This window comes from Streptomyces sp. GB4-14 (assembly GCF_022696125.1).
Classification (GTDB): Bacteria; Actinomycetota; Actinomycetes; order Streptomycetales; family Streptomycetaceae; genus Streptomyces; species Streptomyces werraensis.
Genome location: NZ_RZHO01000002.1, coordinates 3767369 through 3781381 on the forward strand (window position 1 = coordinate 3767369; position 14013 = coordinate 3781381).

At 73.3% G+C, this 14013-nt stretch carries 12 protein-coding genes, 1 tRNA gene and 1 pseudogene; 10 read left to right on the forward strand and 4 right to left on the reverse strand.

Annotated elements, in window-relative coordinates:
• Positions 1-16 precede the first annotated feature (16 nt).
• From ELQ39_RS18650 to ELQ39_RS18665, 4 genes are all read left to right on the forward strand, one after another.
• A complete protein-coding gene (locus ELQ39_RS18650; protein ID WP_242592907.1) occupies positions 17-679 on the forward strand; it encodes a GNAT family N-acetyltransferase in 663 nt (220 codons plus the stop codon).
• A gap of 173 nt (positions 680-852) precedes the next feature.
• Entirely contained in the window at positions 853-2121 is a 1269-nt protein-coding gene (sepX, locus tag ELQ39_RS18655; RefSeq protein ID WP_242592909.1) for a divisome protein SepX/GlpR, read from the forward strand.
• 60 nt (positions 2122-2181) lie between these two features.
• Positions 2182-2255, forward strand: a tRNA-Ala gene (locus ELQ39_RS18660).
• 171 nt (positions 2256-2426) lie between these two features.
• Entirely contained in the window at positions 2427-2684 is a 258-nt protein-coding gene (locus ELQ39_RS18665; RefSeq protein WP_337663040.1) for a nuclear transport factor 2 family protein, read from the forward strand.
• Here the strand turns inward: ELQ39_RS18665 and ELQ39_RS18670 are convergent.
• Positions 2666-3142 (reverse strand): GNAT family N-acetyltransferase, encoded by a 477-nt coding sequence (locus ELQ39_RS18670; RefSeq protein ID WP_242592911.1) that lies wholly within the window; start codon positions 3140-3142, stop codon positions 2666-2668. The genes ELQ39_RS18665 and ELQ39_RS18670 overlap by 19 nt on opposite strands.
• Positions 3143-3193: 51 nt before the next feature.
• Here ELQ39_RS18670 and ELQ39_RS18675 point away from each other — a divergent pair.
• Positions 3194-3994 (forward strand): annotated as a pseudogene (locus ELQ39_RS18675) (exodeoxyribonuclease III).
• A gap of 87 nt (positions 3995-4081) precedes the next feature.
• Here the strand turns inward: ELQ39_RS18675 and pdxR are convergent.
• A complete protein-coding gene (gene pdxR, locus ELQ39_RS18680; RefSeq protein WP_242592913.1) occupies positions 4082-5524 on the reverse strand; it encodes a MocR-like pyridoxine biosynthesis transcription factor PdxR in 1443 nt (480 codons plus the stop codon).
• Between the two features lie 158 nt (positions 5525-5682).
• Here pdxR and ELQ39_RS18685 point away from each other — a divergent pair, with 158 nt between their 5' ends.
• A complete protein-coding gene (locus ELQ39_RS18685) occupies positions 5683-6189 on the forward strand; it encodes a cupin domain-containing protein (RefSeq protein WP_190002832.1) in 507 nt (168 codons plus the stop codon).
• Between the two features lie 34 nt (positions 6190-6223).
• Here ELQ39_RS18685 and ELQ39_RS18690 read toward each other — a convergent pair whose 3' ends face one another.
• Positions 6224-6844: a MerR family transcriptional regulator gene (locus tag ELQ39_RS18690; RefSeq protein WP_190003094.1), complete on the reverse strand. Its 621-nt coding sequence runs from the start codon at positions 6842-6844 to the stop codon at positions 6224-6226.
• A 177-nt stretch (positions 6845-7021) separates the two neighbouring features.
• On the opposite strand from ELQ39_RS18690, the gene ELQ39_RS18695 reads away from it, so the two are divergent.
• The 4 genes from ELQ39_RS18695 to ELQ39_RS18710 all read left to right on the forward strand — a co-directional run bounded on the left by ELQ39_RS18695 (position 7022) and on the right by ELQ39_RS18710 (position 10609).
• Entirely contained in the window at positions 7022-8539 is a 1518-nt protein-coding gene (locus tag ELQ39_RS18695; RefSeq protein ID WP_190002831.1) for a flavin-containing monooxygenase, read from the forward strand.
• Complete coding sequence (locus ELQ39_RS18700; protein WP_242592915.1) at positions 8536-9474, forward strand: alpha/beta fold hydrolase; 939 nt, start codon at positions 8536-8538, stop codon at positions 9472-9474. The genes ELQ39_RS18695 and ELQ39_RS18700 overlap by 4 nt, the downstream gene beginning before the upstream one ends.
• Positions 9471-10355 (forward strand): SDR family oxidoreductase, encoded by an 885-nt coding sequence (locus tag ELQ39_RS18705; protein WP_242592917.1) that lies wholly within the window; start codon positions 9471-9473, stop codon positions 10353-10355. Before ELQ39_RS18700 ends, ELQ39_RS18705 begins: the two co-directional genes overlap by 4 nt.
• Before the next feature lie 77 nt (positions 10356-10432).
• Entirely contained in the window at positions 10433-10609 is a 177-nt protein-coding gene (locus ELQ39_RS18710; protein WP_167338231.1) for a hypothetical protein, read from the forward strand.
• Positions 10610-10684: 75 nt separating this feature from the next.
• Here the strand turns inward: ELQ39_RS18710 and ELQ39_RS18715 are convergent, their stop codons facing one another.
• The gene (locus ELQ39_RS18715) at positions 10685-13936 is read right to left on the reverse strand and encodes a S41 family peptidase (RefSeq protein ID WP_242592919.1); all 3252 of its coding nucleotides are present in this window, start codon (positions 13934-13936) and stop codon (positions 10685-10687) included.
• Between the last annotated feature and the right edge of the window lie 77 nt (positions 13937-14013).

Consider the following 14013-nt stretch of genomic DNA (forward strand, 5'->3'; position numbering starts at 1 on the left):
CACCCCGTACTGGCCCGTGGAGCTGGTGGACGGCGACATCGTCCTCCGGCCGATAAAGCTGCGCGACCAGAAGGCCTGGCGCGAGGTGAACCGCCGCAACCGCGACTGGCTGCGGCCCTGGGAGGCGACCATCCCGCCGCCCACGCCCAGCGGCCCCGTCACCCACCGCCCCACCTACCGGCAGATGGTGCGCCACCTGCGCTCCGAGGCGAGCGCGGGCCGCATGCTGCCGTTCGTCATCGAGTACCAGGGGCGCCTGGTCGGACAGTTGACGGTCGCCGGGATCACCTGGGGCTCCATGTGCTCCGGGCACATCGGCTACTGGGTGGACGAGGCCGTCGCCGGACGGGGCGTGGTGCCCACGTCCGTCGCGATGGCCGTCGACCACTGTTTCCGCACCGTCGGACTGCACCGCATCGAGGTCTGCATTCGCCCCGAGAACGGCCCCAGCCGCAGGGTCGTGGAGAAACTCGGATTCCGCGAGGAAGGGCTGCGCCCGCGCTATCTCCACATCGACGGCGCGTGGCGCGACCATCTCGTGTTCGCGCTCACCGCGGAAGAAGTCCCGGACGGTCTACTCTCCCGCTGGCGCCGCGCCCGCGCGCGGGAGCGGTCGGGCCATGAGCTGCCCGGACGCGAACAGCGCGACCACGGAATCCAGCACGGCCCCACTAATTGAATATACGTTCGAATTGCGGTGCGGGACGACCGACTCGGAACCGGCAATTACCGGGATCCGGCGACTGTCCGATCGCATCCATCACAAGAAAAGTTCGAAATATCAGCCAGATCGTGCGACACACCGGCCCAATTGGCCTATGGCCCCGTGCAAACCCCTCTACGGTGTGAGACGTGAGCAGCAGCGGCCTCATCTACGCAGTCATCGTCGGGGCCTGGGCCGCCTACTTGGTGCCGATGTGGCTCCGTAGGCAGGACGAGCTGAACGAGGCACGTCCGACGGAACGCTTCAGCACCGCCATCCGGCTGCTGTCCGGACGGGCGGGCATGGAGCGCCGGTACGCCAAGGACCTGCGGGCGCGCTCCGCCGACGAGGGGGAGCAGGGCGTCCACGACCCGGATGCGATCACCGACTCGGTGGACGTCCGGGCCTTCGCCGTGTCCCAGACCCGTCCGCAGACCCAGGTGCCCGTACCGCCCCTCCTGGACGAGCGTCCGGAACCGGGCCGCGGCGGGCCGGCCCCGCAGGAACGCGGCGAACCGCACGCGCCCGAGGAGGCCGCCCCGCTCGACGAGCGGACTGCCGGCCGGGGCGAACCGGCCGCCTTCCGCGACCCCGCCGCGCAGGGCCGCGTCCCCGCCGCGCGCCGCTCCCCGGACCTCGCCCGCCGGGACCGCAGCGCGCAGGCCGCCGCCGAGCGCGCCCGGCGCTCGAAGGTCCTCGCGCGCCGCCGGCGCACCATCACGATGCTGTTCCTCGCCTTCACGCTCGGCGCGGTCGTCGCCGCGGTCGGCGGGCTGGCGTTCCTCTGGGCGCCGGGCGTGCCCGCCGTGCTGCTCAGCGCCTACATCGCCTACCTGCGCTCCCAGGAGCGCCGCCGGTTCGCCTACCAGATGGACCGCCGCCAGGCCGAGGCCGCGGCGCAACGGCTGCGCGAGCGGCGGCCCCGCCGCCGTCCCGTCGTCGACGAGGCCGACCCGGACGAACCGGAGGGCCCGGAAGCCGGCGCCGGCACCGACCCGGGTCTGTCCGCGCTCGCCGCGGACCGGCGCGCGCTGGTCGAGCAGACCGACCACGCCGAGTGGGTCGACCAGCAGCGCGAGCGCAGCCGGCGGCCCTGCCAGGGCGGTGACAGCTGGGACCCGGTCCCCGTCCCGCTCCCCACGTACGTGACGGCCCCGGTCGCGCCGCGCGCCTCCGGCGACGTCGACCTCGGCGCCCCGGACACCTGGAGCTCCGCCCGCTCCAGCGCCGTGCCGGCCGAGAAGACGCAGGCGGCGACCGAGGAGCCGGAGCCGCCGGCGGCCGACGACCGGGACGCGGACGGCGGCCGCACCGACGCCCGTCGCGCCGCCTCCGCCCGCCGCTCCCGCGAGCGCGGACGCACCCCGCTGTTCGACCAGTACGAGGACGGCGACCGTCCCAAGGCCGCGAACGAGTAGCACCCGGCCAACGGATTTTTGAGCACCCCGATCGGGATGCTAAAGTTTCACTCGTTGCAAGGGCCTGTGGCGCAGTCCGGTAGCGCACCTCGTTCGCATCGAGGGGGCCAGGGGTTCAAATCCCCTCAGGTCCACGCAACGAAGCCCCGGCCGGGTTCACCCGGCCGGGGCTTCGACTTGTTCCGCGACCGTCAGCCGGTGCCGCCCATGTGCAGCTCCTCGGCCTGGTCCGGGGGCCTCACGTCCAGCGGCCCGTCGAAGGCGCTGAACGACGTGGCGGTGACGTTCTTGCGCTGCTCGACGGGGTGTTCGTCTCCTGGTCCCTGGACGAGTACCGCGGCCTCTTCCCGGGGCGCCCGGCCGCGGACGAAGCGGCCGGGCGTCGGCGGATCGACGGCGTCGACGTCCACGGCAGCGTCGCGACGGCGCCCATGACGCTGCGGCACGGCGCCGGCGCCTTCACCGACGTGTTCCTGCCGGCCCGCACGGCGCGGGCTGGCGGATCGCCGACAAGGTGCACCGGCACACCTGACCCGAAGGTGTGCTACAGCTTCTTCGCGTAGCAGAGGCTCTCCTCGTGGAAGCGGTAGTAGCCGAACTTCTCGCAGGGCTCGTAGCCGCTGGAGGTGTACAGGGCGATGGCCTCCGGCTGCTTGGTGCCGGTCTCCAGGACCATGCGGACGCGGCCGGCGGCGCGGGCGTCCTCCTCCAGGGCGGCGAGGATGCGGCGGGCGAGACCGCGGCCGCGCATGTCCTCGACGACGTACATGCGCTTCAGCTCGGCGTCGCCGTCCCGGTTGCCCTCCTCGTTGGCGTCCTGGACGCGCCAGCCGCCGGAGGCGACCGGGACGCCGAGCGCGTCGTAGGCGATCAGGTAGATGCCGTTGGGGGGACGGAAGTCCGCGGGGTCCATGGGGGTGGCGTCGCCGCCGTCGCCGTAGCGGATGTCGTACTCGGCCTGGACGGCGGCGTCCAGCTTCACGGCGTCGGGGTGGTCGTAGGGGACCGGGCGGATTTCCATGACGATTACCGTAAAACATGCCCGGACCTGCGCGTGTCGTATCGTGCCCTGGTGCTCACTGTGACCTCTGCCAACGTCAACGGACTCCGCGCCGCCGCCAAGAAGGGCTTCGTGGAGTGGCTCGCCGGGACCTCCGCCGATGTGCTGTGCCTCCAGGAGGTGCGGGCCGAGGCGGCGCAGCTGCCGGAGACGGTGCGGGAGCCCCAGGGTTGGCACGTGGTGCACGCGCCGGCCGCCGCCAAGGGACGCGCGGGCGTCTCCCTGTACACCCGGCGCGAGCCCGAGCGGGTGCGGATCGGCTTCGGCTCGGCGGAGTTCGACGGCAGCGGACGGTACGTCGAGGCGGACCTGCCCGGTGTGACGGTCGCCTCGCTGTACCTGCCGTCCGGCGAGGTCGGCACGGAGCGGCAGGACGAGAAGGTCCGCTTCATGGACGAGTTCCTCGCATACCTCAAGGAGCTGCGGGAGAAGGCCGCCGCCGACGGGCGCGAGGTCGTCGTCTGCGGCGACTGGAACATCGCGCACGAGAAGGCCGACCTGAAGAACTGGCGCGGCAACACCAAGAACTCCGGTTTCCTGCCCGAGGAGCGGGAATGGCTCTCCCGCGTCCTCGCCCCGGACGACGGCGGCTACGTCGACGTGGTGCGCGCCCTGCACCCGGACGTCGACGGCCCCTACTCGTGGTGGTCGTACCGGGGCCGCGCCTTCGACAACGACACGGGCTGGCGCATCGACTACCAGATGGCCACCCCGGGGCTCGCCGGCCGCGCGGTGAAGGCCTAGGTGGAACGCGCGGCCACCCACGCCGAACGCTGGTCGGACCACGCGCCGGTGACGGTCGTCTACGGGTAGGCGCCCCACGGGCGGCGACCCACCGGGTACGTGGGGGCCGGTGCGTGATCCCGCCACGCCTGCGGCCGGCCCGGGCGGCCGTGGCCGTCAGCCCCCGTCCGGTGGGGGAGGCAAGATGCCGCAGAGAGCGTCGAACGCGGGTCCGAGACCGTGGTCGGGGGGCGCGGCGTAGCCGACGACCAGGCCGTCGCGGGCGGGCATGGTGGCCGCCGGGTGCCGGAAACCGGCGAGCGGGTCCACCGCGACGCGCTGCCGGGCCGCGGCCTCGGCGACGGACCGTTCGGTGCCGGGCGGCAGGTTCAGCACCGCGTGCAGGCCCGCGGCGACACCCGTGGGCTTGACGTGCGGTGCCCGGCGGGCGAGGAGCGCGACCAGACGGTCCCTCCGCTGCCGGTACCGCTGCCGGGTCCGGCGGACGTGACGGTCGTAGTGGCCCGACTCGATGAAATCGGCGAGGGTCAGCTGATCAGTGACCCCCGCCCACGCCTCACGCTCCCCCTTGGCACGCAGCACGGGCTCCACCAGGTGCTCCGGCAGCACCATCCAGCCCAGCCTCAGCGCGGGGGAGAGGCTCTTGCTGAGCGAACCCAGGTACACGACGTGCTGCGGGTCCAGTCCCTGGACGGCGCCCACCGGCTCCCGGTCGTAACGGAACTCCCCGTCGTAGTCGTCCTCCAGCCGTACGCCCCCGGCCGCTCGCGCCCAGTTCACCGCGGCGGTCCGCCGCTCGGGACGGAGCGCTCCCCCGGTGGGGAACTGGTGGGCGGGGGTGAGCAGGGCCGCCCGTACGCCCTTCAGTGCGGCCAACTCCTCGGTGCGGGCGCCGTGTTCGTCGAGTGTCAGCGGCACGGTCCGGACCCGTGCCGCCTCCAGGAGCGACCGGTGGAACGGCAGTCCGTAGGACTCCACGGCCAGGGGACCGCGCACCACCTTTCCCTCGAAGAGCAGGCGCAGGGCGTGGGCGACGCCGGAGCACACGACGATCGTCCCGGGGCGGGCGCGGACGCCCCGCACACGGGAGAGGTATCCGGCGAGGGCGCGCCGCAGTTCCGGCCGTCCGCGGGGATCACCGGGCCCGAACGCCTCGTGGGGCGCCGTGTTCAGCGCCCGCCGGGCGGAGGCCAGCCAGGCCGTACGGGGGAAGGAGGCGACGTCGGGCAGACCCTGCCGCAGGTCGTGGGCGGGTGGTTGCCACGTGGCCGGCACGGTCTCGGGACCGCGCGGGGCAGCGGCCGGCCTGGCTCCGGGCGCCACCCTCGTTCCCGATCCCTGACGGGCGACCAGCCAGCCCTCGGCGACGAGTTCGGCGTAGGTCTCGGCGACGGTGTTGCGGGCCAGTCCGAGGTCGGCGGCGAGCGACCGGTAGGGAGGGAGCCGGGTGCCCGGGGCCAGTCGCCCCTCCCTGATCGCCTCACGCAGCGCACGGCCGAGGACGGCGCGACGGCTGCCGCCTCCGGCCGGGTCCAGGTCCAGGTCCAGATGAAGGTCGCTGCCGGTGCGCCCGGCGTGATTGACCCATGAATTCGTCACGGGAATGCACCCTACGCAGGGTCATTGTGCCGCCTAGCGTGGTGGTCACGGGGAAACGGGGACCGGCGTGACGCCGGGGCCCGGGGCCGGTCCGCACCGGATCCGCGCGGCGCCGCTCCCCCTTGCCGCACCGTCCCGACCACGCCGAGGAGAACCCTGTGTCCGAGAACGCCGCGAACGCGTCCGCCCGTCCCGTCCTCGTCCGCGCCGGCTCCGCCGAGACGCTGCAGGACGGGGCCGCGAGCCTCATCACCCTGCTCGCCGACTCCGACGGGACCCAGGGGGCACTGACGGTCAACCGTGCCACCCTGCGCAAGGGCTCTCCCGGCGCGCCCGCGCACTTCCACACCCGGGCGACCGAGATGTTCTTCGTGCTCGGCGGGAGCCTGCGTGTGCTGCTGGGCGACCGGATCGTCACCCTTCGGACGGGCGACCTCGTGACGGTGCCGCCCCGGCTGCCGCACGCCTTCGCCCCCGCGCGGGACCAGGAGGCCGACGTGCTGGTCACCTTCACTCCCGGCATGGACCGCTTCGACTACTACCGTCTGCTGGAGCGCGTGTACCGGGGGGAGGCCGACGTCGAGGACATCAAGGCCAGTTCCGAGCGGTACGACAACCACTACTGCGCCAGCCCGCTCTGGCAGGCGGAGGTGGCCGGGGTCTGACGGCCGGGAAGGCGCCCCGGGCCCTCGGCTCGGCTCAGTCCCGCTTCCGCAGTCTCCGGTCGAGCGCCAGCGACAGCTCCGCGTCGACCACGCTGCGGGCCAGCGGGCGCAGGCGGTGGAGGGTCTCCTCCGGGGCGTGGCGGAGGATCAGGCCGGCGAAGAGGTCGGCGAGAGCGTCGGCGTGGGTGCGGACCTCCGCGCCGGTACGGAGCACCTCGCCGAGCGGGATGCCCTCGCGGACCAGCGCGGACGACACCTCCAGCAGACGGCGGCTGATGTGGACGATCTCCTCGCCGTCGACGCCGAGATAGCCGAGGTCCAGGGCGGCGGCCAGGTTCTCCGGGGTGACCTCGCCGGCGAAGTGGTCGGCGAGTTCCTCGGGGGTGAGGCGCACCGGGGTCTCCTCGGTGGGGACCTCCATGCCGAGCAGGTCGCCGACGCCGCGGCCGTTGTCGAAGGCCTCGGCCAGCTCGGCTATGCCGTTCAGCGTGTGGCCGCGCTCCAGCAGCGCCGTGATGGTGCGCAGGCGGGCCAGGTGGTGGTCGTCGTACCAGGCGATGCGGCCCTCGCGGCGGGGCGGCGGGAGCAGTTTGCGCTCGCGGTAGAAGCGGAGCGTGCGCACGGTGATGCCGGCGCGCCGCGCCAGCTCCTCCATGCGGTACTCGCGCCGCCCCGTGGGTGTCTCGCTGTCGTCTGCCACATCTGAACCCTAGGTCGTACCGCCGGTAACTTTCCTCGCACACCCCCTACCCATGAGTACGCCACTGCTCTACGCTCCCCATTGCGCCAGTGTTCACTGGCATGGTTCTGAGTGATGCGCGGAGGCTTTGGGATGGCCGAGCACGAGCATGTACGGGTCGCGGTGATCGGGTCGGGATTCGGCGGACTCGGGGCCGCCGTACGGCTGCGCCGCGAGGGGATCACGGACTTCGTCGTCCTGGAGCGGGCCGGCAGCGTCGGCGGCACCTGGCGCGACAACAGCTACCCGGGGTGCGCCTGCGACGTGCCCTCCCACCTGTACTCCTTCTCCTTCGCGCCCAACCCCGACTGGCCGCGCTCCTTCTCCGGGCAGGAGCACATCCGCGCCTACCTGGAGCGCGTCACCGACACCTTCGGGCTGCGCCCGCACCTCCGCTTCAACGCCGAGGTGAAGCGGATGACCTGGGACGCCGAGCGGCTGCGCTGGGACATCGAGACCACCGGCGGCAACTGGAGCGCGGACGTCGTCGTCTCCGCCACCGGGCCCCTGTCCGAGCCCAAGCTGCCGGACGTGCCCGGCCTCGACACCTTCCCCGGCAAGGTGTTCCACTCCGCCCGCTGGGACCACGACTACGACCTGCGCGGCAAGCGGGTCGCCGTGATCGGCACCGGCGCCTCCGCGATCCAGATCGTCCCGTCGATCCAGCCGCAGGTGGAGAGGCTCACCCTCTTCCAGCGCACCCCCGCCTGGGTGCTGCCCCGCATGGACCGGCCCATCGGGGCGGCCGAACGCGCCGTGCACCGGGCGCTGCCCTTCACCACCAAGCTGCGCCGCGGGATGCTGTGGGGCATCCGCGAGCTCCAGGTGCAGGCGTTCACCAAGCACCCGGGCGAGCTCGGCTTCGTCGAGCAGCTCGCCAGGCGGAACATGGCGCGGGCCGTCAAGGACCCGGCGCTGCGGGCCAAGCTCACCCCCGACTACCGCATCGGCTGCAAGCGGATCCTGCTGTCCAGCACGTACTACCCGGCCCTCGCGCAGCCCAACGTGGACGTCGTCGCGAGCGGGCTGACCGAGGTGCGCGGCTCGACCCTGGTCGCCGCCGACGGCACCGAGACCGAGGCCGACGCCATCGTCTTCTCCACCGGCTTCCACGTCACCGACATGCCGATCGCCGAGCGGGTCGTCGGCCCCGAGGGCAAGACCCTCGCGGAGGTGTGGTCGGGCGGCATGCAGGCGCTGCGCGGCGCCTCCGCGGCCGGCTTCCCCAACTGGATGACGATCATCGGCCCCAACACCGGCCTCGGGAACTCCTCGATGATCCTGATGATCGAGTCCCAGCTGAACTACATGGCCGACTACCTGCGCCAGCTCGACGTCCTCGGGGGCCGCGTCGCCCTCGACGCCCGCCCCAGCGCGGTCCGCGCCTGGAACCACCGGGTGCAGGAACGGATGAAGCGCACGGTGTGGAACACCGGCGGCTGCACCAGCTGGTACCTCGACGCGAGCGGCCGCAACACCACCATCTGGCCCGGCACCACCGCCGAGTTCCGGCGCGCCACCCGCCGCGTCGACCTCGCCGAGTACGCCGTGCTGCGCGCCGCCGACGCACGGCCCGGGACCGGCGCGCAGAACGCGGAGGTGGCCGCATGAGCCGCCCGGCCCCCGTCACCACCGGGCGCTACGCCCCGCCCGCCCCCGGGCGCGAGCTGACCGCCACCTCCGCCGACGGCGCCCCGGTCCACGTCGAGGTGCACGGACCCGAGGGCGCGCCCGCCGTCGTCCTCGCGCACGGCTGGACCTGCTCGACCGCCTTCTGGGCCGCGCAGATCCGCGAACTCGCCGCAGACCACCGGGTGATCGCCTACGACCAGCGCGGCCACGGACGCAGCCCGGCGAGCCCCGCGTGCAGCACCGACGCGCTCGCCGACGACCTCGAGGCCGTCCTCACCGCCACCCTCGCCCCCGGCGAACGCGCCGTGATCGCCGGGCACTCCATGGGCGGCATGACGGTGATGGCCGCCTCCGCCCGGCCCGCCTTCCGGGAGCACGCCGCCGCCGTCCTGCTGTGCAGCACGGGCAGCACGCGGCTCGTCCCCGAGTCCACGGTGCTGCCGCTGCGTCCCGGCCGGGTCAGGACCTGGATCACCGGACACATCCTCGGCAGCCGCGCGCCGCTGGGCCCGGTCACCCCCGCCGCCCGGCGCATCCTCAAGTACGCGACCATGGGCCCCGCCTCGGCGCCCGACATGGTGGAGGCCTGCGCCCGCATCGTGCACGCCTGCCCCCGCACGGTGCGTCACGCCTGGTCGCACGTGCTCGCCACGCTCGACCTCGACGCGGCCGTGAGGGAGTTGAACGTGCCCGTGGAGATCGTCGCCGGCACCGCCGACCGGCTCACCCCGCCCGTGCACGCCCGCGCGCTCGCCGCCGCGCTGCCCGACTGCCGCGGCCTCACCGAACTGCCCGGCGTCGGCCACATGACCCCCGTCGAGGCGCCCGACCTGGTCACCGCGCGGATCCGGGACCTCGTCACCGCCCACGTGAGTGCCCAACAGCCGCCCGTACCCGCCGAGGAGAACGCATGAGCAGGGTCATTCTCGAAGGAAAGGTCGCCGTCGTCACCGGCGCGGCGCGCGGGGTCGGGGAGCTGCTCGCCCGCAAACTCTCCGCGCGCGGCGTGAAGGTGGCACTGGTCGGTCTCGAACCGGACGCGCTGAAGGACGTCTCCGCCCGGCTGCACAGCGACAGCGACCACTGGTACGCGGACGTCACCGACCACGAGGCGATGGCCCGGGTCGCCGCGGAGGTGCGCGAGCGGTTCGGCCGGGTGGACATCGTGGTCGCCAACGCCGGTGTGGCGACGGGCGGCCCGCTCACCGAGTCCGACCCGGACGCCTGGCGGCGCGTGATCGAGGTCAACCTGATCGGATCGGCCGTCACCGCGCGGGCGTTCCTGCCGCTGCTCGTCGAGAGCCGCGGCTACCTGCTGCAGATCGCGTCCCTCGCCGCGATCACCCCGGCGCCGATGATGACGGCGTACTGCGCCTCCAAGTCCGGTGTGGAGGCGTACGCGCACGCGCTGCGCGCCGAAGTCGCCCACCGGGGCGTCAAGGTGGGCGTCGGCTACCTGTCGTGGACCGACACCGACATGGTGCGCGGCGCCGACCAGGACGACGTCATGCGGGAGTTGAGGCAGCGACTGCCGTGGCCGGCCAACAAGACGTACCCGCTCGGACCGGCCGTGGACCGGCTCGTCGCGGGCATCGAGCGGCGTTCCGCGCACGTCTACGGACAGGCGTGGCTGCGCGGCATGCAGGGCATCCGCGGCTACCTGCCCGCCCTCATCGGCACCGTGGGGCAACGGGAGATGAAGCGGTTCGCCGGCCGGCTCGACGGGCTGCGCATCGGCCTGGTCGGTGCGGGCGGCAGCGCCGACGAACAGCACCGCGCTACGGTGCGTGACTGATCGACATGCGCAGGGTCACCGCCCGTGTGAATCTGGTCGGGCAAGTTCCCCCCACCCCACAACGGGAGTGAACCCACATGGGTATGAAGGACCAGATGCAGGAGAAGGCCGGCCAGTTCCAGCAGCAGGCCAAGCAGCGCGCCCAGCAGGGCAAGGAGCAGCTGCAGAACCGCGGCCGCCGTCGGGACGACGAGCAGGACCCGCAGCGTCGCCGTGAGTCCGAGGAGCGCTTCGACCAGGACCACGAGGTCTGACGTCGACCCACCCGGGCAGTGACGTGCCGTAGGAAGGGGTGCCCCTGGCGAAGGGGGCACCCCTTTCTCACGCCCTCAGCGGCTGCGCGGCGGCAGCTTGGGACGCGAACGGTCGGGCACGTCGGCGTATCCCGGGGGCGAGGCGGGCGGTTCGGCCTCCAGCAGGTCCAGTGCGAGCCGTACGGCGTCGTCCAGGACCGCGTGCCGGCCCTCGGCCCAGTCCAGCGGGGTGCGCAGCGCCTCCAGGTCGGGGTCGACGCCCCGGTTCTCCACGGACCAGCCGTACGCGTCGAACCAGGCCGCGTTCATCGGCACCGTGATCACCGTGCCGTCCCCGAGGCGGTGCCGGCCGGTCATGCCGACCACCCCGCCCCAGGTGCGCTGCCCCACCACCGGGCCCAGCTTCAGCAGTTTGAACGCGGCGGTGATCATGTCGCCGTCGGAGCTGGTCGCCTCGTCGGCCAGCGCGACCACGGGCCCGCGCGGCGCGTTGGAGGCGTACGACACGGGCTGGGCGTCGCGGGTGAGGTCCCAGCCGATGATGGTGCGGGTCAGCTTCTCCACCACGAGTTCGCTGATGTGCCCGCCCGCGTTGCCGCGCACGTCCACGATGAGCGCGGGCCGGGACATCTCCATCCGCACGTCCCGGTTGAACTGCGCCCAGCCGGAGCCGCCCATGTCGGGGATGTGCAGATACCCGCAGCGCCCGCCGCTCAACTCGCGTACGACGGCTCGCCGTTTGGCCACCCAGTCCTGGTAGCGCAGGGGCGTCTCGTCGACCAGCGGGACGACCGCGACCCGCCGGGGCGGACCCTCGCCCTCGGGCGAGAACGTGAGCTCGACCGTGGTGCCGCCCGCCGCCGCGAGCAGCGGGTACGGCCCGGTCACGGGGTCCACCGGGCGGCCGTCGACATGGGTGAGGACCGCGCCCTCGCGGATGCCGGTGCCGGCTAGCGGGGAGCGGGCCCGGGAGTCGGAGGATTCGCCGGGCAGGATCCGCCTCACCGTCCACCCCGCGTCGCGGTGGACCAGGTTGGCGCCGAGCAGGCCCTGGCGCCGCTGGTAGTGCGGGGGCCCCTCGTTGCGGCGGGCCGCGGTGACGTAGGCGTGCGAGGTGCCCAGTTCACCGAGGACCTCGCGCAGCAGGTCGGCGAACTCGTCGGGGGAGGCGACCCGTTCGACCAGCGGGCGGTACTGCTCCAGCACCCCGTCCCAGTCGATGCCGCACATGTCCGGCTCCCAGAAGTAGGCGCGGATCAGCCGTCCCGCCTCCGCGTACGCCTGGCGCCACTCGGCCGCCGGATCCGCCTCGTGCTTGATGCGGCGCAGGTCGATCCACACCGTGGAGTCGCCGTCGCCCCGCTCGGTGGCGGGCACCGCGCGCAGCTCGCCCTCGTCGACCACGACCAGCCGGGTGCCGTCGCCGCTGACCGCGAAGAAGTCGAGGTGGGTGACGAGTTCGGACTTCTTGGCCTTGGGGACGTCGAAGTGCTCCAGGGTGGGCCGGCCGGTGGTGTCGTCGGGGTTGGCGAACGTCTCGCCCAGCGCGCCCGAGATCGGCCAGCGCAGCCACACAAGACCGCAGCCCGCGACCGGGCACAGGCCCGAGTACTTGGAGGCGGCCACCGGGAAGGGCGTCACCCTGCTCTCGAGGCCCTCCGCCTCCACGGTCACCGTGCCGCCCTCCTCGCCCTCCTCGTCCAGCGGGTCGAGCCCCCCGGCGGCGGGCCGCCCCTCCGGGTTCAGCGCGAACGGCGAGGGCGTCGCCGACGACAGCGGCACCAGGTACGGGCGGCAGCCCAGCGGGAAGGACAGGTCGCCGGTGTGGACGTCGTACACCGGGTCGAAGCCGCGCCAGGACAGGAACGCCAGATAGCGGCCGTCGCGGGTGAAGACCGGGTTCTCGTCCTCGAAGCGGCCGCCTGTGACGTCCAGGACCAGCCGGTCCTTGATCCGGGCGAGCTTGATCTGCCGCAGCGACCGCCCGATCACCGGATGGGACCAGGCCAGCCAGGCGCCGTCCGGGGAGAAGGCGAGGTCGCGCACCGGGCCGTTGCCGGAGTGGATCAGCTCGGTGACCTCCTCGGCCGTCCCGTCCGTCGCCTCGTCGGTGTCCACCAGCAGCAGCCGCCCGTCGTGGGCGGCGACCGCGAGCCGCTGCCCCTCGGGGTCGGCGACCATCTCCAGCACCCGGCCCAGCTTCCCGGCGGCCAGTCTGCGGTGCGCACGGTGGCCGGTGGCCCGGGGCAGCGAGGCGATCTCCACGGCGTCCTCGCCCTCGGCGTCCGTGACGTACGCGACCTGGCCGCCCTCGCCGAGCATCTCCGGCAGCCGCACCCGGACGCCAGGGGTGTCGGTGAGGGTGCGGGCGGGGCCGTCGCGGTGGGTGAGCCAGTACAGGCTGCCGCGTACCGCGACCGCGCTGGCCCGGCCGGTCTCGTCCACGGAGAGACCGTCCAGGTGCCCCGCGGCGGGCACCTGGTAGGGGCGCCGGCCGGAGCGCGGACCGCTCAGCCGTACGTCCAGCCGCCGCGGCTCGGAATCGGGCGAGAGGTCGTCGACGATCCACAGGTCGCCGGCGCACTGGTAGACGACGCGGGCGCCGTCGGTGGAGGCGTGCCGGGCGTAGAAGGCGTCGTGGTCGGTGTGGCGGCGCAAGTCGGTGCCGTCGTGGGCGCAGGAGTAGAGGTTGTCGATGCCCTCGTGGTCGGAGAGGAAGGCGATCCGGCCGCCGACGAACATGGGCGAGTGCAGATGGCCGTCGAGCCCCTCCAGCAGACGGTGCCCGTGCAGCCAGAGCCGGCCGGTGGCGCCGCCCCGGTAGCGCTTCCAGGACGCCGGTTCGTGCGGCGGGGTGCCGGTGAGCAGCAAGGACTTGCGCTCGCCCGCGAGGTCGGCGACCTGGATGTCGGAGACCGGGCCCCAGGGCAGCTTGCGCCCGGGGCTGCCGTCGAGGCCGAGCTTGTAGGCCCAGGTGAAGTACGAGAAGGGCTCGCCGTGCGAGGTGACGGCGAGGATCGACGCGTGCCCCTGCTCGTCGGGCGGGGCCCAGCCGCAGACCCGGGTGTCGGAGCTGCCCCAGTACGTCAGCCGCCGCCCGGGGCCGCCGTCCACCGGCGCCAGGTGCACCTCGGGGTCCAGGCTGCGCCAGCTCGTGTACGCGATGTGGCGGCCGTCGGGGGAGAAGCGGGGGTGGCCGAGCTTGGTGCGGTCGGCGGTGATCCGCCAGGCGCGGCCCGGTCCGTCCAGCGGGGCGAGCCAGAGGTCGTCCTCCGCCACGAAGCACAGCAGGTCGTCCTTGAGGTGCGGCAGACGCAGATAGGTCACTCTCCCCATGCTTTTCCGGGGGACGGGACGCAGCAACTTATGCCGAACCGACAACCGTGACGCACACCACGTACGAA

Bases quoted from the DNA above. Each gene is read 5' to 3' on its own strand.
- ELQ39_RS18700 (WP_242592915.1), top strand. From the start codon at position 8,536: ATGAGCCGCCCGGCCCCCGTCACCACCGGGCGCTACGCCCCGCCCGCC.
- ELQ39_RS18695 (WP_190002831.1), top strand. From the start codon at position 7,022: ATGGCCGAGCACGAGCATGTACGGGTCGCGGTGATCGGGTCGGGATTC.
- ELQ39_RS18705 (WP_242592917.1), top strand. From the start codon at position 9,471: ATGAGCAGGGTCATTCTCGAAGGAAAGGTCGCCGTCGTCACCGGCGCG.
- ELQ39_RS18670 (WP_242592911.1), bottom strand. From the start codon at position 3,142: ATGGAAATCCGCCCGGTCCCCTACGACCACCCCGACGCCGTGAAGCTG.
- ELQ39_RS18690 (WP_190003094.1), bottom strand. From the start codon at position 6,844: ATGGAGGAGCTGGCGCGGCGCGCCGGCATCACCGTGCGCACGCTCCGC.
- ELQ39_RS18710 (WP_167338231.1), top strand. From the start codon at position 10,433: ATGGGTATGAAGGACCAGATGCAGGAGAAGGCCGGCCAGTTCCAGCAG.